The 22,553-nt window shown below is 44.4% G+C and carries 20 protein-coding genes; 13 read left to right on the forward strand and 7 right to left on the reverse strand.

Going from position 1 to position 22,553, the window contains the following annotated elements; genetic code table 11:
* Positions 1-223 precede the first annotated feature (223 nt).
* The 3 genes from KT990_RS01465 to KT990_RS01475 form a co-directional block, all read right to left on the reverse strand.
* Positions 224-1,390 carry a fatty acid desaturase family protein gene (locus KT990_RS01465; RefSeq protein WP_005096944.1) on the reverse strand — a complete coding sequence of 389 codons (1,167 nt, stop codon included), beginning with the start codon at positions 1,388-1,390 and terminating at the stop codon, positions 224-226.
* Between the two features lie 31 nt (positions 1,391-1,421).
* Positions 1,422-2,444, reverse strand: a complete 1,023-nt coding sequence (locus KT990_RS01470) for a flavin reductase family protein (protein ID WP_205668329.1) — start codon at positions 2,442-2,444, stop codon at positions 1,422-1,424.
* Between the two features lie 297 nt (positions 2,445-2,741).
* On the reverse strand, positions 2,742-4,379 hold the full coding sequence (locus KT990_RS01475; protein WP_180096633.1) for a long-chain-fatty-acid--CoA ligase: 1,638 nt from the start codon (positions 4,377-4,379) through the stop codon (positions 2,742-2,744).
* Positions 4,380-4,850: 471 nt separating this feature from the next.
* On the opposite strand from KT990_RS01475, the gene KT990_RS01480 reads away from it, so the two are divergent.
* The gene (locus KT990_RS01480; protein WP_218209009.1) at positions 4,851-6,257 is read left to right on the forward strand and encodes a PLP-dependent aminotransferase family protein; all 1,407 of its coding nucleotides are present in this window, start codon (positions 4,851-4,853) and stop codon (positions 6,255-6,257) included.
* A 63-nt stretch (positions 6,258-6,320) separates the two neighbouring features.
* Here KT990_RS01480 and KT990_RS01485 read toward each other — a convergent pair whose 3' ends face one another.
* The 3 genes from KT990_RS01485 to KT990_RS01495 form a co-directional block, all read right to left on the reverse strand.
* Complete coding sequence (locus tag KT990_RS01485) at positions 6,321-7,658, reverse strand: DcaP family trimeric outer membrane transporter (protein ID WP_218209010.1); 1,338 nt, start codon at positions 7,656-7,658, stop codon at positions 6,321-6,323.
* Between the two features lie 108 nt (positions 7,659-7,766).
* Positions 7,767-9,140 carry an MFS transporter gene (locus KT990_RS01490; protein WP_218209011.1) on the reverse strand — a complete coding sequence of 458 codons (1,374 nt, stop codon included), beginning with the start codon at positions 9,138-9,140 and terminating at the stop codon, positions 7,767-7,769.
* Positions 9,141-9,370: 230 nt separating this feature from the next.
* Complete coding sequence (locus tag KT990_RS01495) at positions 9,371-10,282, reverse strand: LysR family transcriptional regulator (protein ID WP_218209012.1); 912 nt, start codon at positions 10,280-10,282, stop codon at positions 9,371-9,373.
* 115 nt (positions 10,283-10,397) lie between these two features.
* Between KT990_RS01495 and KT990_RS01500 the strand changes: the two genes are divergently transcribed.
* The 12 genes from KT990_RS01500 to pcaD all read left to right on the forward strand — a co-directional run bounded on the left by KT990_RS01500 (position 10,398) and on the right by pcaD (position 21,577).
* A complete protein-coding gene (locus KT990_RS01500) occupies positions 10,398-11,507 on the forward strand; it encodes a muconate/chloromuconate family cycloisomerase (protein ID WP_218209013.1) in 1,110 nt (369 codons plus the stop codon).
* Positions 11,508-11,520: 13 nt separating this feature from the next.
* Entirely contained in the window at positions 11,521-11,811 is a 291-nt protein-coding gene (gene catC / locus KT990_RS01505) for a muconolactone Delta-isomerase (protein WP_218209014.1), read from the forward strand.
* Positions 11,812-11,958: 147 nt separating this feature from the next.
* Positions 11,959-12,879, forward strand: a complete 921-nt coding sequence (gene catA / locus KT990_RS01510) for a catechol 1,2-dioxygenase (RefSeq protein ID WP_218209015.1) — start codon at positions 11,959-11,961, stop codon at positions 12,877-12,879.
* Between the two features lie 66 nt (positions 12,880-12,945).
* A complete protein-coding gene (benA, locus tag KT990_RS01515; protein WP_218209016.1) occupies positions 12,946-14,334 on the forward strand; it encodes a benzoate 1,2-dioxygenase large subunit in 1,389 nt (462 codons plus the stop codon).
* Positions 14,331-14,822: a benzoate 1,2-dioxygenase small subunit gene (benB, locus tag KT990_RS01520; RefSeq protein ID WP_004647040.1), complete on the forward strand. Its 492-nt coding sequence runs from the start codon at positions 14,331-14,333 to the stop codon at positions 14,820-14,822. The genes benA and benB overlap by 4 nt, the downstream gene beginning before the upstream one ends.
* A gap of 90 nt (positions 14,823-14,912) precedes the next feature.
* Complete coding sequence (gene benC / locus KT990_RS01525) at positions 14,913-15,929, forward strand: benzoate 1,2-dioxygenase electron transfer component BenC (protein WP_180085384.1); 1,017 nt, start codon at positions 14,913-14,915, stop codon at positions 15,927-15,929.
* A gap of 24 nt (positions 15,930-15,953) precedes the next feature.
* A complete protein-coding gene (gene benD / locus KT990_RS01530) occupies positions 15,954-16,739 on the forward strand; it encodes a benzoate diol dehydrogenase BenD (RefSeq protein ID WP_074382751.1) in 786 nt (261 codons plus the stop codon).
* Between the two features lie 60 nt (positions 16,740-16,799).
* Positions 16,800-18,014 carry a benzoate/H(+) symporter BenE gene (gene benE / locus KT990_RS01535; RefSeq protein WP_180049357.1) on the forward strand — a complete coding sequence of 405 codons (1,215 nt, stop codon included), beginning with the start codon at positions 16,800-16,802 and terminating at the stop codon, positions 18,012-18,014.
* Positions 18,015-18,057: 43 nt separating this feature from the next.
* On the forward strand, positions 18,058-18,729 hold the full coding sequence (locus KT990_RS01540) for a 3-oxoacid CoA-transferase subunit A (protein WP_004731110.1): 672 nt from the start codon (positions 18,058-18,060) through the stop codon (positions 18,727-18,729).
* Between the two features lie 19 nt (positions 18,730-18,748).
* Entirely contained in the window at positions 18,749-19,402 is a 654-nt protein-coding gene (locus KT990_RS01545; RefSeq protein ID WP_218209017.1) for a 3-oxoacid CoA-transferase subunit B, read from the forward strand.
* 126 nt (positions 19,403-19,528) lie between these two features.
* On the forward strand, positions 19,529-20,734 hold the full coding sequence (gene pcaF / locus KT990_RS01550) for a 3-oxoadipyl-CoA thiolase (RefSeq protein ID WP_159515745.1): 1,206 nt from the start codon (positions 19,529-19,531) through the stop codon (positions 20,732-20,734).
* A 63-nt stretch (positions 20,735-20,797) separates the two neighbouring features.
* Positions 20,798-21,577, forward strand: a complete 780-nt coding sequence (pcaD, locus tag KT990_RS01555) for a 3-oxoadipate enol-lactonase (RefSeq protein WP_005096968.1) — start codon at positions 20,798-20,800, stop codon at positions 21,575-21,577.
* Between the two features lie 68 nt (positions 21,578-21,645).
* Here pcaD and KT990_RS01560 read toward each other — a convergent pair whose 3' ends face one another.
* Positions 21,646-22,533, reverse strand: coding sequence for a DMT family transporter (locus tag KT990_RS01560; RefSeq protein ID WP_180077820.1), 888 nt, complete (start codon positions 22,531-22,533; stop codon positions 21,646-21,648).
* Positions 22,534-22,553 lie beyond the last annotated feature (20 nt).

Here is a 22,553-nt window from a genome sequence, read left to right on the forward strand (position 1 = left end):
AGGGACAACCCTCTAGAGCTTAAGCAGGTTGTTGTAGGCAAAGCGTTTCAGCAGTACCGTATCTGTTTTTCTTTGGTGATTTTTTTGAAATATCTCTCCATACTTCATTCATAAAAATGGATGATTCAATTTCTACTAAAACGACAAAAAAGCAAAAAAGGCCTCAATAGACCATGTAAATCTATTGAGGCGTAGCAAACGGGTGAATACCACACATTAAAAATTAGGGCATGATTTTGGATTTAAAGTAGCTCAATGCAGATTTAGCAGAGTGGGTTTTTTCAATAATCTGTGCAGTCCAGTGATTCGGCAATGAACATTTGGCCAGACGCACCCAAACAGTAGAAAACTGTTTTATAAAGCTCGCTTCATTATAATGAATGCCATATTCAGCACACAGCGCTTTTACTTTCGGCGCCACCTGCGCATAGCGATTGGCTGGCATGTCCGGAAATAGATGATGTTCAATCTGATGGCTCAAATTACCACTCAAAATATGCAGCCAGTCCGTCCCGGTAAAATTACTCGAACCACGAACCTGGCGTAAATACCACTCAGCACGGGTTTCATTGTCGGTATTGTCCATCTCAAAAGTTTCAGCATCTTCCGTAAAATGACCATTAAAAATCACCGCAGACGCCCACAGACTACGAATTACATTGGCTACAGCATTTCCGGCAAACACAGGAATGGCATTCGGGCCAGCAATCACTGGAAAAAATACATAATCTTTTAACACCTGACGGCGCATTTTTTGACGCAGTGGAGCCGCTTCTTTCCAAACTTCTTTCCAGGTTTTGGTTTTATAGGCAATCACATCTTCCAGATGCAAGCGTTGCAGGCCGACATACCATTCAAAAAACACCATTAACTGCATGCCCAGTGGAATATTCAACAGGAAACGTGGTTCCCATTTTTGGGATTCACTGACCCGAATCAGGCCATAACCGACATCATGATCCATCCCGACAATATTGGTATAGGTATGATGAATATAGTTATGGGTATATTTCCAGTCATCTCCTGTGGAAATCGTATCCCAGTCATAGGTGGTTCCGTTCAGGGTCGGATCATTCATCCAGTCGAACTGACCGTGCATGACATTATGTCCCAGCTCCATATTTTCCACAATTTTGGAGATGCCAAGCAGCCCTGTCCCTGCCAGCCAAACCGGTGGCAACCAGCCAGCAAACATCAACATGCCTCGGGATGCAATTTCGCTATAACGGACAAAATTACGGATTTTATAAATATAATTGGCGTCTTTTTCACCCAGATCGTCCATGACCTCGCGGCGGATCGCATCGACTTTAGCACCAAACTCCTCAATCTGTTCAGGACTGAGAAATTGCGACTTACTGTGTCGTTTAAAATCAATTTGCATATTCATGGGAGCACCTTTTTATTCGTTTAATACTGGCTTATAAATTAATAACGACTGGACTCATCGCCTGGGAAATACAAAGTTTAATCTGGGTATTATTGCCATGATCAACCTCACCGGTCAGGACATTACGCACCGAGCCACTGACTTTGGTACAGGAACAGGTATTACAGATTCCCATCCGGCAACCATGAGCAGGACGCAGGCCTGAATTTTCAGCACTTTCCAGCAAGTTGGACTGAGCCTGAAATGCTTGCTGCGATCTTAAAAACTGTACTGGCTGCGCCTTAATTTTTTCATCGACCACAATCTGGAAATATTCCGAATGAAAATTGGATTTCAAATCCAGTTTTTCTACAATTCTAAGTGCAGCCTTCATCATCCCGGCAGAGCCACAGGCATATATTTTTCGTTCTGCAACATCTGGCACCAGTTTTTGCAATAATCTTTGATTCAGATGCTGTTGCTGTTCCCGTGTATTAAAATGATGATATTTCAAGTTTGGATGCATTAAAGCCAGGGTTTTCAATTCAGCATGAAAGGCATCATCGCGAGTAAAATAAATCAGGTCGATCTGTTCCAGGGACTGGATCACTGCTTTTTGCAGCAAGGAATATATTGCAGTAATACCACTGCCGGATGCCAGAAATAAAGTGGGCTGGCTAGAGTTTTGCAGTATAAAGTCACCTTGCGGCTGCGAAATTTCAATGACAGCCCCGATTTGCATCTGGCTCAAGGCGCGTGACACTTTGCCTTGCTGTTTCACCGCAATAATCAAATCACCATTTTTTAATACCGTCACCACAGAATAATATCGCTGATGACGTACACCATCGAGTCTTATTGTTACTGCAATATGCTGGCCAGCCTGAAATGACCTGGCTTTAAAATTATGATTCGGGCGCAAGTGAATCTTGAAAAAGTCAGGACTAATGGCCTGAATGCCCATAATGGCCGCTTTAACTTTTTTAAACGCCCAGGTTGGATGGATTTTTTCACCAATAAAATCAATGAAATCTTCACGAACCCAATGCGGCTGATAGGTCGGCATACTTGTCATTTTTATCCCCTTATCCGCAGACAGTAATATTAATGTACAACTGTCTATTTATTATATTGTCAGCATAAAGCGTTTTATAATTCAGACCATATCAATACAGGTCAAATTATGTGCTTATCAAACATAATAGAGCTTTTTGTCGGACAATATGAAGCAAAAGCATCTGCTGAAACTGTAGTTTTTTAGAAAAAGGGATTTTTATATCTGTTAATTCTGCTAACTCTATATAAAAAACTGACTCCTGTATAGAAGTCAGTTTCAATCATTCACTTTGATTATCAGATTCAATGTAAAACTCTAGCCTGCTGCTTGTTCCATGAGAATAGCGCCATAGAGTTCCCGCAAATCTTTTTTCAGCATCTTTCCAGTTCCACTTAGTGGAATTGAGTCTACAAAAACCACTCTGTCTGGAACCTGCCATTTAGCGACTTTATCATGATAATAATCAAGAAGATCAGCTTCACTAATTTGACTCTCTGGTTTCTTGATGGCAATCAATACCGGACGTTCATCCCACTTTGGATGCTGGGCGGCAATCACCGCCGCCATCGCAATTTCCGGATGGCCCATGGCAATATTTTCCAGATCCACCGATGAAATCCATTCGCCGCCAGACTTGATTAAATCTTTGGAACGGTCACTGAGTTTTACAAAACCATCTTGATTCAGCGTGCCAATATCCCCTGTATCTAACCAACCATCCTCAGTCAATGGAGATTCTTGCTTACCGAAATACTTATTAATAACCCAGTGCCCTTTCACCTGTAAACTTCCGATAGTTTCACCATCTCGTTCAATTTCATGCGTACATTTTTCTACATCAGTTAAACGTACACTAACCCCAAATGGCGGTCGGCCTTGAGACAGACGAATCTGCTGTTTTTCTTCATCTGATAGCTGCAAATGTTTGGCTTTGAGCTGATTGGCAGTAGCCACTGGACCTGTTTCCGTCATGCCCCAAGCATGAATTGTTTCACAGTTAAACTGCTCTTTGAAAGTTCGTAACATTGCCGGTGGACAGGCCGATCCTCCGATTACATTACGTTTCAGACTTTCCAGCTTGGAACCTGACTGGTTTGCTGCGGCAATCAAACCCTGCCAGATGGTTGGCACGCCAAGCGCCACTGAAACTTTATACGTATCAATCAGATTCACCAGACTAACACCATCAAGACCTGGCCCCGGCAGTACCAGCGTACATCCCACCATGGCCGCCGCGTATGGCGTGCCCCATGCATTCACATGGAACATCGGCACCACTGGCAACATAATATCGGCAGCCGAGACATTTAGTGAGTCCGGTAAAATGATGGCATAGCTATGTAATACAGTAGAGCGATGACTATATAGCACGCCTTTAGGGTTGCCCGTGGTTCCTGATGTATAGCACAGTGAACTGGCTGAGTTTTCATCAATGATTGGCCATTCAAATTCTGTGTGTTGACTGGAAATCAGATCATCATAAAATTGTACTTCTGGAATGGCTTCAGTGACGCTCGGATCGGCAGCATCCAGACAGATAAAATGCTCGACTGAGGTCAGCAGCGGTTTTACCGCTTTGATTAAAGGTACAAATGTTTTATCAAAGATGACCACACGATCTGCCGCATCATTCATAATAAAAATCAGCTGCTCCGGAAACAGGCGCGGATTAATGGTATGACAGACCAGACCGCTGCCAGAAATAGCATACCAGGACTCTAAATGGCGATGATTATTCCAGGCAATGGTGGCAACCCGATCTCCCTGTTCCAAGCCGAGTTGTTGCAATACCTTGGCAAAACGTTTCGAGTTTTGATGAATTTCGCCCCAGTTAGTCACCTTAATGCTGGTGTCGGTATTTTTGGAAATTACCTCGGTATCGGCATGATAGCGCCCTGCATGTTCAATCATGCTGCTGATCAGTAAAGGCTGAAACATCATATTTCCGAGCATTGTCCACTCCTTTGTGCTTGTTATTGGTCCGTGTATTCGTATCGTTGTTATATAGACATGATGGGGTGGCCTAAGACCGTGACATAGTTTTTATCATCATGTGGACTGAATTTAGCAAGTAAATCTGAATTTGTAAGTATCGAATTGTGACAAATTAAGAGAAGTGACTCAGGCGTATAAAAATTAGAATACGATTGATGGAGAGGTAGAGAATTTCTCTAGAAAGGTTGAGGCCTGATATTCAATTTAATGATCATGTATTGAGTTCATGTCGACCCGATTAATACAACCATCCCATTTGAATGGAAATATTTACTTGGATACTGATCTTAGAAGAACAGTACAGCAGATCGATAGAACGCCAGCTTGAAAATAGACTGACAACCACATTAAACTTAATTTGTTATATTGAGCACCTTGAAATATGCTATAAATCAAAATAATTAGAACAGTCTTAGTTCAAGCAAGTGTATGTATAAGTCTGAAAAACTGGCGCAGAATATCCGTCAGATGATTGAAAACGGCGTATGGAAGGTACATGAAAAATTACCTTCACTCCGCGAACAGACCCAATTGTCTGGCTATAGCCTGATGACGGTACTCAATGCTTATCAGGAACTTGAAGCGCAAGGTCTGGTTTATGCCAGAGATAAATCCGGCTATTACGTTGCAGAGCGTTCTACAGATCTGGTCAACAGCAAACAACCAATCCAGATTAGTTTAAGCCCAAAAGTTCAAATCAACTCTGTGGTATTTAATTATTTAAAATCGATCCAAGCTGCAGAAATTGTGCCTTTTGGTTCCGCATTTCCCAATGCAGAGCTGTTATATAACGCCAAATTTATGCAGATTCTGGCGCAGCAGGCCAAAAGAAAAAGCAGTTATAACAACCAGAATCATATGCCGCCTGGCAATCAGGATTTACGCCAACTGATTGCCAATCGTTACCAGTTGCAAGGCATTGCTTGCCATGCAGATGACATTGTCATTACATCTGGAGCATTAGAAGCACTGAATCTGTCTTTACAGGCATTGACCCAACCCGGTGATTTTATCCTGTTGCAACAAACCATATTTTATGGGGCCTGGCAGGCAGCCGAGCGTTTGGGGCTGCAGGTGATTACTATCCCTGAGCATCCGCAATCCGGTTTTGATCTGGCATCATTTGAACAGGCTTTGAAACAGTATCCGATCAAGGTATGCTGGCTAATGCTGAACGCGCATAATCCGATTGGCTTTACTGTTAGTTCGGAAATTAAACAGAGAATTGCCGAACTTTTGTATGAATATCAGGTCTATTTAATTGAAGATGATGTTTATCAGGAATTGAATTATGGTTCATCCAAACCGCTACCGGTTAAATATTTTGACCAGCATCAGATGGTGCTGCACTGTACTTCATTTTCCAAAACACTAGGCATGGGCGCACGCGTTGGTTGGGTCTATGCCGGTCCATTTTCCGATGCCATTCAGCATTTGCAGCTCATGAGCACTTTGACGGTCAGTCCATTACTCCAGAACACGCTGGTAGAATTTATTTCGCATCATCATTATGAAAAACATTTACGACAGCTAAGACATCATCTGGAAAAATATAAAAAGAAGTTTTATCAGGAACTCAAAAACCGCTTAGCGCCTACATGTAAAATTTACTATTATTCCAGTGGTTATTTTCTCTGGATCGAATTGCCAAATGGTCTAGATGGACAGGTGCTTTATGAGCAACTGATTCAGAAAGGTATTTCAATCGCCCCTGCATTATTGTTTAAACCGGATCATGCCAGTCAGCATTATATGCGCCTGAATTGTTCTTTTGAATGGACCACCGAGATAGAAAATGCAGTGAATCTTTTAGCAGATACCATTCAGCAGAAATAGAAAAAGCGTGAATGAGTTCATCCACGCTTTTTTTAGGTCAAGATACCCGAATTTACAAGCATCTTAGAAGTTGTAAATGGCAACCGCATTGATTCGGTTGTCTTCACCTTTAGTACTTCCATTTGGTGTAGCGGCAGCTACTGCCTCACGCTCACCATACACATATTCCAGACCAAAACTTAAAGGTTTGGTTGGACTATAGAACACGTTAGCCCAAGCTTGCCAAAGATCCTTGTTAGTTTTGGTCTTATCATCTGCTGATAAAGCATCAATATAACCAGCATCCTGATCAAAACTCATATAACCATAGCCCAAGGTACCGCGTAACTTGTCATTAAACTGCTGGGTGATACCCACTGAAATTGAATCAAATTCACTTTGGTAAAGATTATCAGTTATATCTGCAACTACACCTTTATTGGCATAAGTTACAAAGCTGCTATCACCTTTAACATGATAGTAATCGGCTTTTAAGGTAGTACCCGGTACAACTTCATATTTTGCACCAAGCCCTACACCCCATGCCATTTCTTCGTCTTCTTTGACACGCTTTTCATTCCCCATCGCACGGGCGCTGACGCTCAGATTATCCGCAAATTTATGATTTAAACGCGCTGTTAAAGCAGGCAAACGCTGTTTAATACCCGTAATGGTTGCATCTTTTGGATCTTCTACTGCCAGTACCAGATTGGTTGCTGGACTGAATGTGCTGGTATAACGAACCTGCGGCGTACGTTTAATCGAACCGCCAGCATAAGCCAAAGCATCGACAGTTTCTGGCAAATAATCCGGCACTGCAAAGTTTGACCAGGTTTGACCAATTAACCAGTTGGCATAGCTCATATAAGCATGACGGATACGTAAATTATCAAATTTATCACCACCAAGGAAATCTACCTCAATTTTACCGCTCAGGGCTTTGTCACCAGCACCAACCGGTGCTTTAAAGTCCATGCCTAAACGGGTAGCAGAAAGTGTTGATTTGAACTCATCACTGCGCTCGCCTACACCTTCAAGTGGAACAGTATTAATCTGGTTATACATACGTGCAGATGAACCGCCTTCAGCCTGATAAGAGGCATCGGCACGGACATTTCCGTAAAGATTGAATTCAGCACCACTGGCAAGTTTCATCACAGGTTTGGCAGATGCCGCTGCTGCTTGCTGAGTTTGTACAGCGGTATTTAAAGTCGCAGTCTGTTTTTGCTGTTGCTCAACCAATGCGCGTAAGGCCTGAACTTCCTGACGGAGCTGTTCAATTTCTTGCTGACTGTTTTGTGCAGTTTGCGCCTGAGCTGATACGCCCATGCCGCCCATACTCATTGCAATCATACTCATCAATAATGTACGTTTTAATGTTGGCTTATTGATTGATTTTTGGGTAAATAATGTCGTGTTCATCCTAAACTCGCTTTTTATTATGCGTTTCGATTCTAGCAACAGATCACCACCCATTACGATGGCGATCTATATCATTGGGAATATTATCTTTATTAAGTTAAATCTAACTTAATGTGTCGCTTCTTTTACCATTGGGTTTGGCTTTACACCAGACTTTGCAAGGGCTTGCGCATCTACTGATGTCTTTAAGTTGACCAGGAAAATCGCAAGTGCAGCAATCACACCAGGAATCGCAATAGCAAAGAAGTTCATTTGATGCGGTAAATTCATGGTTAATAAAGCACCAGTCAATACCGGACCAACAATCGCACCAATACGTCCAATACCTGATGCCCAGCCCATGCCTGTAGAACGTACAGTCGATGGATAATATTGTGCAACAAAGGTATAGAGTAGAATTTGCGAGCCAATTGTTGCAGCACCCGCCACAGCAATCAGGGTGTATAGGACGAATTGCGGACTGTTAAAGCCAAGCAGAATCAGGGCCAGTGCACCACATAAGAACATGATGGTCAGTACTTTCTTGATATGGAAGCGATCTGCCAGATATCCACCACCGATTGCACCGATCATGCCACCAATATTTAAGGCAAACAGGAAGATCATGCTGGCACCAAGCGAGTAACCGGCCTGAATCATCAGTTTTGGCAACCAGCTGCCCAATGCGTATACCATTAACAGGCACATAAAGAACGCTAGCCAGAACATGAACGTACTGAAACTGCGGCCCTGTTGGAAAAGTGCTTTTAATGGCGCTTCATCACCTTTCTGCACTTCATTCAGTACAAATTGAGTATCATGGGTAATGACCTGTTCCGGAGATATTTTTTGAATAATATCGTGCGCTTGGGAAGTCTGATTTTTGTTGGTCAGGTACATCAGTGATTCTGGCAAGTATTTCCAGATCACTGGCAAAAGCAACAGTGGAATACCGGCTAACAGGAACATGATTTTCCAGCCATATTGCGGTACCAGCCATGCACCCAACAGTGCCGAGGTCATACCACCAATCGCATAGCCACTAAACATTAAGGCAACCAGGGTGCTACGGATACGCTTGGGCGCATATTCGGTCATCAGGGCCACTACGTTTGGCATGACGCCGCCAATCCCCAACCCCGCCAAGAAACGCAAGATTCCGAATTCAACCGGTGAAGTCGCAAAAGCACCTATAAAGGTAAAGCCACTAAAAATAGCCACACAAATCATAATGGTTTTTTTACGGCCTAACTTGTCGGACAGGGTTCCGAAAGTCATGGCACCGAACATCATACCAAACAGTGCAGTACTGGCCAGCATACCTGCTTGCACTGTAGTTAATGACCATTCTTGCATCAGTAAAGGCAACGCGACCCCATAGATCACCAGATCATAGCCATCAAAAATAATGATCAGCAAGCACCAGATCAATACGCCCCAGTGAAAGGGCGTAAACTTTGCTTCATCAATCAGCGTATTTATATTCACTTTATTTGTAGACATCTCCACCTCCAGATTGTGAAGTTCAATTTATGAAAGCCACAATGAAGAAGATGCACGCTAATGTCCAAAACTGAATAGGCATGCCTTTATACCTATAAAGTCTGATTCAAGCTAAACCGTTAAATTAACTGGAAAATATATTATTTAATCATGAATTATTTTTCGATCAGCAGTCATCATCCTGTAAAAATCCGGTTCCTGTTTGTGCATATTTGAGTGGTTTATCAGGCTTAAAACACCGAACGATCATATTTTAATGCTTCAAGATCATAGACTTGATATACCGCATCAAACAGGTAGCGGATGTATTCGCTTTCATCCATATTGCGTATGGCCATAAAGACAGGACTTACTGCGAATGCATCTGCTAAAGGTATAAAGTTTAAATGCGCCAATTTAATATTTTGTGCACTTTCCGGTGCGATACAGACACCCTCTCCCGCTGCAACAAAGCCAAGCGCCAACTGCAGTTCACGTACCACCCGCAGGTTTTTAGGCTCTAATCCATACTCGGAAAATATGCCACGAACCTGGGTAGCAAAATTTGCCTTGCCCGTATTGGGATATAAAAACAGTTGCTGGTCGACCAGTTCAGATAAATGCAGACTCTCGCGTTGTGCCAAAACATGACTGGCATGCGCCGCCACCACCAAACGCTCTTCACGCAACAAGACCCGTTTTACTGCAGGATCCGAGATTCTTAGACGGCCGAAACCCACATCGATCCGGCCTTCTTTGAGCGCCTGAATCTGTTCATAGGTATTCATTTCCATCATCTCGATCTTGAGATAAGGATGCTGCTGTTTAAATAAAAATAGAATTCGTGACAATAAACCGAACAATAAAGAACCAACAAAGCCAATAGTAATGGTACGATCTGCGATACCAATACGCTTGGTCATCGACTTAATCTCTTCGGCATTAGACAAAAGTTTAACAGCATGCTGGTAGAAGAATTGACCTGCCTCTGTGGTCTTTAATGGACGGCTTCCACGTTCAAATAACTGTATATCCAGCTCTGCTTCAAGGTTCTGGATCTGCCGGCTTAAAGGCGGTTGGGCAATAAATAGTTTTTCTGCCGCCTTGGTAAAACTCTGCTCTTCCACTACTGCAACAAAATAGCGTAAATGTCTAAGTTCCATGATATAGAATACCTTTAAAGTATAAAAAAATGCTAATTCGATCTTAGACCAATCAACATTATTCTTTTAAGGTATATCAAATCGAAGCATTAAAGCAAGAATGTGAATCCGTATTATGTATAAGTCAGTTGAAACCTTGCTGGTAGAAATTCCAACCATTCGCCCTCACAAGATGGCAGTGGCAACGATGCAAACCCAGACCCTGGTCCTTGTTAAAATCACCACTGAAGATGGTTATATCGGTTGGGGTGAGGCAACGACGATCGGCGGCTTAGGTTATGGTGATGAAAGCCCGGAAAGCGTTAAAGTCAATATTGAAACTTATTTCGCACCCCTTTTAAAAACATTATCCGGCTTAAATGTTGCACAGACATTACAAGCAATTAAAAAGAATATTAATGGTAACCGCTTTGCCAAGTGCGCGATTCAGACTGCCCTTTTGGACATTCAGGCACAGCGCATGCAACAACCGCTGAGCGAAATCTTGGGTGGCCGCTTACGTGACAGCATTCCGGTTCTTTGGGTATTGGCTTCTGGCAATACAGAAAAAGATATTGCTGAAGCACAGAAAATGATTGCGGCTAAACGCCATAACATTTTCAAACTCAAAATCGGTTCACGTGCAGTTGAAGAAGATGTAGAACATGTTCTCGCGATTAAAAAAGCCTTGGGCAAAGACATTTCGATTCGTGTTGATGTTAACCGTGCCTGGTCAGAACTGGAAGCCATTAAAGGAATCCAGTTGCTGCAAGATGGTGGCGTTGACCTGATTGAACAGCCATGTGCAATTGACAACCTGGCTGCCATGCGCCGTTTAACCCGCCGTTTTGATATTGCTATCATGGCGGACGAATCTTTAATGGGCCCACATTCAGCTTATGAAATTGCGAAACAAAACGGTTCATCTGTTTTTGCAGTCAAAGTTGCCCAGTCAGGTGGCCTGATTGAAGGTTGTGAAGTCGGAAAAATTGCCAAACTGGCAGGAATTGACCTGTATGGCGGCACCATGCTGGAAGGTCCGGTCGGCACGATTGCATCGGCACATGTTTTCTCTACCTTTGAAAACCTTGCCTACGGCACCGAACTGTTTGGGCCATTGCTACTGACTGAAGATATTTTAAAAACCCCACTCAACTATCAAAACTTTGAACTGGAAATTCCGAAAGGATCTGGTCTGGGAATTGAGTTGGATGAAAACAAGATTGACAACTTGCGTCGTCAGTAATTAGGAGAAACCCATGCTTTTCCACGTACGTATGGATGTAAACATTCCACGTGACCTGCCAGTTGAACAGGTAAACGAAATTAAGGCTGTTGAAAAGGCTTATTCACAGGAATTGCAGCGTCAAGGCAAATGGCGTCATATCTGGCGCATCACGGGCCAGTACTCAAACATCAGTATTTTTGATGTTGAAAGCAATGAAGAGTTGCACAACCTGCTACAAGGCTTGCCTCTCTATCCTTATATGAACATTGAAGTAATGGCATTAAACCGTCACCCATCTTCAGTTCGAGATGATGACAGTTGATTGAATGAGCGGATTGGGAGTCACCGGATTCCCCTTCCGAATCGAAAACAGAGGGTAATTCAACAAGGATTGTGGCCAGCAAGATTTAGCCAGCCAGAGCAAGCTAAACAGCGCGTCACCAAAATAGCTATTCTTAGGAGTAATAAAATGGATCGTCAAACCATTGAAAATGTAGTTAAAGCTTGTAACGTGGACACTTCTGAAGGTCCAGTAAATGCACGTGTACAACAAGTACTGGTACGTTTAGTTACAGATTTGTTCCAGGCGATTGAAGACTTAGATTTAAGCCAATCAGAAGTTTGGAAAGGTATTGAAACTATCATCGACATTGCAAAAGCTGACGAATTTGCATTGATGGGTTCTGCTGTAGGTCTTGAGCACTTCCTTGACTTGCGTGCTGATGAAGCTGATGCGAAAGCAGGTTTAACGGGTGGTACACCACGTACAATTGAAGGTCCGCTATATGTTGCTGGTGCGCCAGAATCGACTGGTTTCGCACGCATGGACGATGGTTCTGAAGAAGGCAAAATCCCGACTTTAATCATTGACGGTACAGTAACAGATACTGACGGCAACATCATTCCGGGTGCTAAAGTTGAAGTATGGCACGCAAACAGCCACGGCAACTATTCATTCTTTGACAAGTCACAAAGCCACTTTAACCTGCGTCGCTCAATCCTGACTGACGAAAACGGTCAATACACGGCTCTGACTACCATGCCTGTAGGTTATGGCTTAAACCCTGAAGGTCCACTTCAAGGTGTATTAAACCAGATCTCTCGTCACGGTCAACGCCCTGCTCACGTGCACTACTTCATCTCTGCACCTGGCTACCGTAAGCTTACCACTCAGTTCAACATCGAAGGTGATAAATACCTTTGGGATGACTTCGCATTCGGTACACGTGAAGGCCTAGTTGCAGAAGCTGCAGACGTAACTGATGAAGCTGAAATCGCGCGTCGTGGTTTGAAAGGTCCTTTCAAACACATTCAGTTCAACGTTGTTCTTCAGAAAGACCTAGAAGGCGCGCCTACTACTGAAGTTGAACGTCGCCGCGCAAGCGCTTAATACATTAAGAAGCGGGATATGAGATATATCCCGCTGACTTCCCCCTTGGAAAGTCGGAGAAAGGACATGCCTCGTATTCCCGTAATTAACACCAGCCATTTAGACCGCATTGACGAATTACTGGTTGATGATTATGAATCTGGTGAATTTAAACTACACCGTTCAGTATTTACAGACCAGGCCCTGTTTGACCTTGAGATGAAATACATCTTTGAAGGCAACTGGGTTTATCTAGCACATGAAAGCCAGATTCCAAACAATAACGACTTCTATACTACTTATATTGGTCGTCAGCCGATCATCATTGCACGTAACCGTCAAGGTGAACTGAATGCCATGATCAATGCCTGTTCGCATCGCGGTGCACAATTGTGCCGTAACAAGAAAGGCAATAAAGCAACTTATACTTGCCCATTCCATGGCTGGACTTTCAATAACTCAGGTAAGTTATTAAAAGTCAAAGACCCGGCTGAAGCGGGTTATTCAGACTGCTTTAACAAAGACGGCTCACATGACCTGAAAAAGGTTGCCCGTTTTGAAAACTATAAAGGTTTCCTGTTCGGCAGCTTGAATCCGGATGTTCCTTCTCTGGAAGAATACCTGGGCGAAGCGACCAAAATTATTGACATGATCGTGGGTCAGTCTGAGCAAGGTCTGGAAGTTTTACGTGGTTCTTCGACTTATACCTATGAAGGTAACTGGAAGTTGACTGCTGAAAACGGTGCTGATGGTTATCACGTGTCTGCTGTACACTGGAACTATGCTGCAACGACTCAGCAACGTAAAGAAAAAGAAGCTGGCGATAACATCCGTGCCATGAGCGCAGGTTCATGGGGCAAGCAAGGCGGTGGTTCTTACGGCTTTGAACACGGTCACATGCTGCTTTGGACTCAATGGGCTAACCCGGAAGACCGTCCTAACTTTGCCAAGAAAGATGAATACACTGCGCAATATGGCGAAGCTATGGCGAAGTGGATGATCGAACGTTCACGTAACCTGTGTATCTATCCAAACGTTTACTTCATGGATCAGTTCGGTTCACAAATCCGTGTCCTGCGCCCGATTTCTGTCGATAAGACCGAAGTGACGATCTACTGTATCGCGCCTGTGGGTGAAGAGCCTGAAGCGCGTACCCGTCGTATCCGTCAGTATGAAGATTTCTTTAACGCTTCAGGTATGGCGACACCAGACGATCTTGAAGAGTTCCGTGCTTGTCAGGCAGGTTATGCCGGTATCGCGCTGGAATGGAACGACATGTGCCGTGGTTCTAAACACTGGATTCAAGGTCCGGATGATGCTGCCAATGAAATCGGTTTAAAACCAAAACTGTCTGGTATTAAAACTGAAGATGAAGGTCTATACCTGTCTCAGCACCAGTACTGGTTAGAATTGATCAAAAAAGGTATTGCGACTGAGAAAGAAATTGCAGCATCAACTGAAGGAGAAAGCGCATGAGCGACATCACTTTAGAAAATATTGCTCAGTTCCTGTATCAAGAAGCCCGCTTTTTAGATGATGAACAATGGGATGACTGGTTAACCTGTTATGCCCCTACTGCGTCTTTCTGGATGCCAGCTTGGGATGATGATGACAAACTGACCACAGATCCACAGTCTGAAATCTCGTTGATTTACTATCCAGACCGTCAAGGTTTAGAAGACCGCGTGTTCCGTATCAAGACTGAACGTTCATCTGCAACCATGCCGGACACACGTACCTGCCATAACATCAGCAATATTGAAATTGTTGAACGTGATGGCGACAAAGTGACTGTACGTTTTAACTGGAATACTTTGAGCTTCCGTTACAAAACAAGTTACAGCTACTTCGGTATGTCTCGTTATGAAATCGATTTCTCAGGCGATAAACCACAAATTTTAAGCAAATACGTGGTATTGAAAAACGATTACATCAACCAGGTCATCGACATTTATCACCTCTAAGACTGTTTTTACAGCTAGGTCAAGCCTTTCAGTCATATGGAAAATTGACTGAGAGGCTTAGTTACAAAGATTTATATAGGATATTCAGCCATGTCAAACCACAATGTTGCACTTCAATTTGAAGATGGCGTTACACGTTTTATTTCTGTTTCTGACGGAGAAACCCTGTCAGACGCAGCTTACCGTCAAAAGATCAATATTCCTTTGGACTGCCGTGATGGTGCTTGTGGAACGTGTCGTGCGTTTTGTGAATCAGGTTCGTTTGACATGCCTGAAGAAACTTATATTGAAGATGCATTAACACCTGAAGAAGCTGCAGAAGGCTATATTCTGGCCTGTCAGTGTAAACCAACTTCAGACGCAGTTTTCCAGATTCAAGCTTCATCAGAAGTTTGTAAAACTGAAATTCACGCGTTCCAGGGTACTTTGGCACGTGTAGAAAACCTATCTGACTCGACCATTACCTTTGACATTCAGTTAGACGAAGGTCAACCAGACATTCACTTCCTTGCCGGTCAATATGTCAATGTCGGCATTCCGGGCACGACTGAAACCCGTTCTTATTCATTCAGTTCAAAACCAGGTAATCGTTTAACCGGTTTCGTGGTACGTAACGTGCCAAATGGTAAAATGAGTGAATTCTTGAGCGCCAATGCCCAAGCTGGCGACAAAATGACCTTTACTGGCCCATTTGGCAGCTTCTACCTGCGTCCTGTGACCCGTCCAGTATTGATGCTGGCTGGTGGTACAGGGATCGCGCCGTTTATGTCGATGCTGCAAGTCTTAGAAGAAAAAGGTTCAGAACATCCAGTGCGTCTGGTGTTTGGTGTGACCAATGATTTTGACCTGGTGGCGATTGAAAAACTAAATGAGCTGCAGGATAAATTCCCTTGGTTCGAATACCGTACTGTGATTGCGAATCCAGAATCTAATCATGAGCGTAAAGGCTATGTGACCGGTCATATCGAAAAAGAATGGCTAAATGCGGGTGATGTGGATATTTATCTGTGTGGTCCTGTGCCAATGGTTGAAGCAGTTCGCGGCTGGTTAGATGCTGAAGGCGTTAAACCTGCAAACTTCCTGTTTGAAAAATTCTCTGCAAACTAAGTTCAGACTGAACCGGAGAATAGAATGAACCGTTCAAAAAGATTTGAAAATAAAGTCGTGATCGTGACCGGTGCTGCCCAAGGCATCGGGCGCGGTGTGGCGCTGCAAGTGGCAAACGAAGGCGCACAAGTCGTCATGGCGGATCTTTCCCCTTTTGTAGAGGAAGTTCTGGCTGAAATTGAAGCCACTGGCGGTGATGCGATTACTGTCAAAGCCAATCTGGAAACCTTTGCCGGCGCAGAATCTGTTGTCGCCAAAGCGCTGCAAACTTATGGCCGTGTCGATGTCCTGATCAACAATGTTGGCGGCGCGATTTGGATGAAACCTTTTGAAGAATTTTCTGAAGAGGAAATTATCAAGGAGGTGAACCGCTCACTGTTCCCAACGCTGTGGTGCTGCCGTGCAGTTCTTCCAGAAATGATTAAAAATCAGAAAGGTACAATTGTAAACGTATCTTCTATTGCCACACGTGGTATTAACCGTGTTCCATATTCAGCATCTAAAGGTGGTGTGAACGGTTTGACCGCTTCCCTCGCCTTTGAACATGCCAAAGATGGAATTCGTGTCAATGCGATTGCAACTGGCGGTACCGAAGCACCACCGCGTAAAGTGCCACGCAATGCCAATCCGCTGACTGAATCAGAAAAAGACTGGATGCAGCAAGTGGTTGATCAGACCATTGACCGTACTTTTATGGGTCGCTACGGTACGATTCAGGAACAGGTGAATGCCATTGTATTCCTGGCTTCGGATGAATCATCGTATATGACTGGTACCGTCGTACCGGTCGGTGGTGGTGATCAGGGCTAAATCCTGATCATGACTTTTTTTTAACAGGATCATGGTTTGACGCAAGGAGGCACATCACCAATGAACACCCTGTTTCAAACTTTAAAAAATGATTGGTCAATTTCAGCAACTGTTGCAGGATTTTTAGCAGTACTGATTTCCTATTCAGGCCCACTAATCATTTTTTTCCAGGCTGCTCAACAAGCCCAAGTTTCCCCAGACATGATGATTTCATGGATTTGGGGAATTTCTATTGGTGCTGCACTTGCCGGTATTTTCTTATCGATTAAATACAAAATACCGGTGGTGACTGCCTGGTCTGCACCCGGAACGGCTTTATTAGTCACGCTTTTTCCTGATATTTCGCTCAATGAAGCGGTTGCTGCCTATATCACCTCTGCCGTGGTGATTTTTTTCATTGGGATCACCGGTTATTTCGACAAATTGCTGTCCTGGATTCCTCAGGAAGTGGCTGCCGGAATGATGGCCGGGATTTTATTGCAGTTTGGTTTAGGTCTGTTTACGGCAACCGATACCATGCCCTACATTGTGTTTGGCATGCTGGCAGTATTTTTACTGGCCAAGCGTTTCAGCCCACGCTATGCCATGGTTTGGGTATTGGTGGCAGGTGTGGTTTTAAGTCTGTTACTCGGTAAAATTAACCCGGTGACCGCTGATTTTAGCTTGGCGATTCCACAATTTATTGCCCCGGAATGGACCTGGAACTCTACCTTGAATCTGGCACTACCGCTGATTTTAGTCAGTCTTTCTGGCCAGTTTTTACCAGGCATGAGCATTATCAAGCTCAGCGGTTATGACATGCCGGCCAAACCTATTATTAGTGTGACCAGTATTGCTTCGCTTGCGGTGGCCTGTGTAGGCGGCATTACCATTGTACTGGCCTCAATCACGGCTGCTTTATGTTTGGGTAAAGACGCACATGAGCTGAAAGAAAAACGTTATATCGCCGGTATCGCGAATGGGATTTTCTATATTTTAGGCGGTTTATTTGCCGGCAGCATCGTTATGCTCTTTAGCCTGATGCCTAAAGAATTAATTGCGGCTTTGGCCGGACTGGCATTGCTCGGTGCAATTGCCACCAATATTTCCGTTGCAATGGGCAAAGAATCACAACGTGATGCTGCCCTGATCACCTTTTTGGCGACTGCATCTGGTATGCAGTTCCTTGGACTGAGCTCAGTCTTTTGGGGGATTTGTATTGGTTTGGTGGCGCACTTTGTATTGTCACAGAAAGACCGTAACGCTGTTCTGCTTGCAGCATCAGATTCAAAATGAGTTTAAAGACATCCATAAGTTTAGGATATGAAAGGACCAGATTATGATAGATAAAAGTTCATTATCATTGAAAGAAGCACTCTCCCAGATCAAAGATGGTTCAACCATCATGATCGGTGGTTTCGGTACAGCGGGTCAGCCTGCTGAACTGATTGATGGTCTGATCGAATTGGGTATTAAAGACCTGATTATTGTCAACAACAATGCCGGTAATGGCGATTATGGTCTGGCGAAACTGCTTAAAGCGGGCGCTGTGCGTAAAATTATCTGTTCTTTCCCGCGTCAGTCTGACTCCTGGGTATTTGACGAATTGTATCGTGCAGGAAAAATTGAACTGGAACTGGTGCCGCAAGGTAATCTGGCTTGCCGTATTCAGGCGGCTGGCATGGGCTTAGGTCCAATCTATACACCTACTGGTTTTGGTACCTTGCTGGCGGAAGGAAAACCGACCATGAACTATGAAGGCAAAGACTACGTTTTAGAAAATCCGATTAAAGCTGACTTTGCTTTGATTAAAGCCTCTAAAGGCGACCGTTGGGGCAATCTGGTCTACCGTAAATCTGCGCGTAACTTTGGCCCGATTATGGCGATGGCAGCTGATGTAACCATTGCACAGGTTTCTGAGGTGGTTGAACTCGGTGCACTGGATCCAGAGCACATCATCACCCCGGGAATTTTTGTTCAACACGTTGTTCAAGTTAAACCTGCACAATAATTGGCATCGGAGATAAATAATGAGCTATAACAAACTGACCCGTGACCAGATCGCTGAACGTGTGGCACAAGATATTCCTGATGGCGCTTATGTAAATCTGGGTATCGGCCTACCGACCAAGATTTCTAGCTACCTGCCAAGCGATAAAGACGTATTCCTGCATTCTGAAAATGGCCTGTTGGCTTTCGGTCCTCCTCCTGATGAAGAAGATCGCGATCCTGAGCTGATCAATGCCGGTAAAGAATTCGTCACCCTACTTGAAGGTGGTTCTTTCTTCCATCATGGTGACTCTTTTGCGATGATGCGTGGCGGTCATTTAGACATCGCGGTATTGGGTGCCTTCCAGATTGCTGAAAATGGTGATCTGGCCAACTGGCATACTGGCGCACCGGATGCGATTCCGGCTGTGGGCGGTGCAATGGATTTGGCTGTGGGTGCCAAGAAAGTTTTCATCACCACCGATCACGTCACGAAGAAAGGCGAGCCAAAAATTGTGGCTGAACTGTCTTATCCGGCGACTGGTTTGAAATGTGTGGATCGTATCTATACCGACCTGTGTGTGATTGATATCACCAGCGAAGGCATGAAAGTGATTGAGAAAGTCGAAGGTCTGTCATTCGAAGAATTGCAGTCATTGACTGGCGCCAAGCTGATTGATGCGACTCAAAACTAATTCATAAATCCTCCCTAAATCCCTCCTTTATTAAAGGAGGGACTTTCACCCTTTAAATTCCGGGAAAAACGCCTCCCTTTAGTAAAGGGAGGTTGGGAGGGATTCAAAGATTTGGAAAGTAAAAACATGAAAAACGCCTATATTATCGATGCCATCCGTACCCCATTCGGCCGTTATGCCGGTGGCCTCGCTCCTGTTCGTACTGATGATCTCGGTGCACTTCCAATCAAAGCCTTAATAGAACGTAATCCATCGGTAAACTGGGAACAGGTCGATGATGTGATCTATGGCTGTGCCAACCAGGCCGGTGAAGATAACCGTAACGTTGGCCGCATGTCAGCGCTGCTTGCAGGTGTGCCTTATCAAGTGCCTGCAACTACAGTCAACCGCCTATGTGGTTCATCGCTAGATACCATCTCCATGGCTGCACGTGCGATTAAAGTGGGTGAAGCCCATCTGATTATTGCCGGTGGTGTCGAGTCAATGTCTCGTGCACCCTTTGTCATGGGTAAATCAGAAACCGCCTATGGCCGTAGTCAGAAAATCGAAGATACCACCATGGGCTGGCGTTTCATTAACCCGAAACTCAAAGACATGTACGGCGTAGAAACCATGCCGCAAACGGCTGAAAATGTCGCTGAACAGTTCGGGATTAACCGTGAAGATCAGGACAAATTTGCCCTGAGCAGCCAGCAACGTACAGCAGCAGCACAAGCCAAAGGTTTCTTTGATAAAGAAATCATTCCGGTGGTGATTCCACAACGTAAAGGCGATCCGGTGGTCGTAGATAAAGATGAACATCCACGTGCGTCTACCACTGCAGAAGCTCTGGCAAAACTAAAACCTGTGGTAAAAGCAGATGGTACAGTTACAGCCGGTAATGCTTCAGGCATTAACGATGGTGCTGCCGCCCTACTGATCGCGTCTGATGAAGCGATTGCGCAATACGGTTTAAAACCACGTGCCAAAATTATTGGCTCAACTGTTGTGGGTGTTGAGCCGCGCATCATGGGCTTTGGTCCGGCACCTGCCATCAAAAAGCTACTTGCTCAAACCGGCTTAACGCTAGAGCAGATGGATGTGATCGAACTGAATGAAGCTTTTGCGGCCCAAGCACTGGCATGTACCCGTGATCTAGGCATTGAAGACGGCTCAGAAAAAGTCAATCCGAACGGTGGCGCAATTGCATTGGGTCATCCACTCGGCGCCTCTGGTGCACGTCTGGTGACCACTGCCTTGAACCAGCTGGAACAAACTGGCGGTCAATATGCACTATGTTCAATGTGTATTGGTGTCGGTCAAGGTATTGCTTTGATTATCGAACGCGTCTAAAAGCACGATCACTTAATAAAAATTTCCCCTCCCTTTTTTAAAGGGAGGTCGGGAGGGATTTTAATGCCAACATTTACATCTAACGATGCACAAATTAATTACCAGACTTTTGGGGATACCTCTAAGCCTGCAATTGTGTTCTCCAATTCATTGGGCACCAAATTCAGCATGTGGCAGCCACAAATTGAATTTTTCCAGAAAGATTATTTCGTGGTGTGTTATGACACCCGTGGTCACGGTGGCTCGAGCGCACCACAAGGGCCATATACCCTGGATCAACTGGGTCAAGATGTAGTGAATCTACTGGATCATTTAAATATCCAGAAAGCTGCTTTCTGTGGCATTTCCATGGGGGGTCTGACTGGTCAATGGCTGGCAATTAACCGCCCAGAACGCTTTAACCAAGTGATTGTGTGTAATACGGCAGCCAAAATTGGTCAGGAACAGGCCTGGCTGGAACGTGCTGCACTGGTGCGTGAGCAAGGCTTGGCACCGATTGCATCGACCGCAGCATCACGCTGGTTTACCGAACCCTTTATTCAAAGCAACGCAGCAATTGTTGCAGAACTTTCAAACGACCTTGGAGCTGGCAGCCCGGAAGGTTATGCGAGTTGCTGTGAAGCTTTGGCTAAAGCGGATTTACGTGAACAGTTAAAGACAATTTCAGTTCCTGTATTGATTGTGGCAGGTCAGCAAGATCCTGTAACGACTGTTGCTGATGGTCAGTCGATGCAAGCCAGCATTGCCAATAGCCAACTGTTTGAAATCAATGCATCGCATATTTCCAATGTCGAGCAACCTGAAGCGTTCAATCAGGCAGTTCAGGCATTTATTGCAGCTTAAACTGCTCAAAAAAGGAAAAAGCCACTGATCATCATCAGTGGCTTTTTTTTATCAAGATGGAGTCAGTATTAAGCCCAAATGACCAAAATCGCAGCGATCACCACCAAGCCCAGCCCCCAATGCTCGGCACGTGCCAGTTTCTCCTTAAAGAAATATGCAGAAATCAGCATACTAAATAAAATCTCGATTTGACCTAGTGTTTTGACAATGGGCACACTCATCATGCTCATGGCAGTAAACCAGCCCAGCGATGCCATAAAGCTGCACACGCTGACTTTAAAGGTTAATCTCAAGCGTTGCCACATGGCCACTAAAGTCTGGCGGCTAAATAGACTCAGATAGATCAGCATACTGATGCATTGAAAACTGATGACCATCAGCAGTACCCATGCAGCACGATGGACAGTTGGCAATGTGCTTAGCTCCAGACTCGCCTCCCTGACCAAGAGTGAGGTAATCGCAAAACTTAAGCCGCTGCCGATTCCAATCGCTAAGGTCTGGGCAGAAAATCCGCTGATCTGCTGGCCTTTACTCAGCAGGAATACAGCATAAGCACCGAGTACCACACCGATCCAGGCCAGTACCGATAAATGATCGGCTAAAAACACGACACCAATGACGGCGGCAAGAATGGCTTCACTTTTAGCCAAACCGACCCCAATCGCATAATTTTTTTGTTGAAACAGCTTCACCATCAAGGCAGTCGCTAAAATCTGGCTTGAACCAGCAATCACAATATAGACCCAAAACCTGGGAGTAAAATGGATAATATTTTCAACGGGCTTGAAGTGATAAAGACTGGACAGATAGATTATTGCAAAGGGCAAGGCAAAGATAAACCGTGCCAGCGTGACCCCCCAAACATCGACCGTAGTGCTCAGCTGTTTTTGAAATGCATTACGCCATGCCTGCATAAATGCAGCCATTAAGGTGAAAAAGATCCAGCCGATTGCCATAAAATGATTTGCATATATAA

The organism is Acinetobacter sp. F9, from assembly GCF_019195275.1.
Lineage (GTDB): Bacteria > Pseudomonadota > Gammaproteobacteria > Pseudomonadales > Moraxellaceae > Acinetobacter > Acinetobacter pseudolwoffii.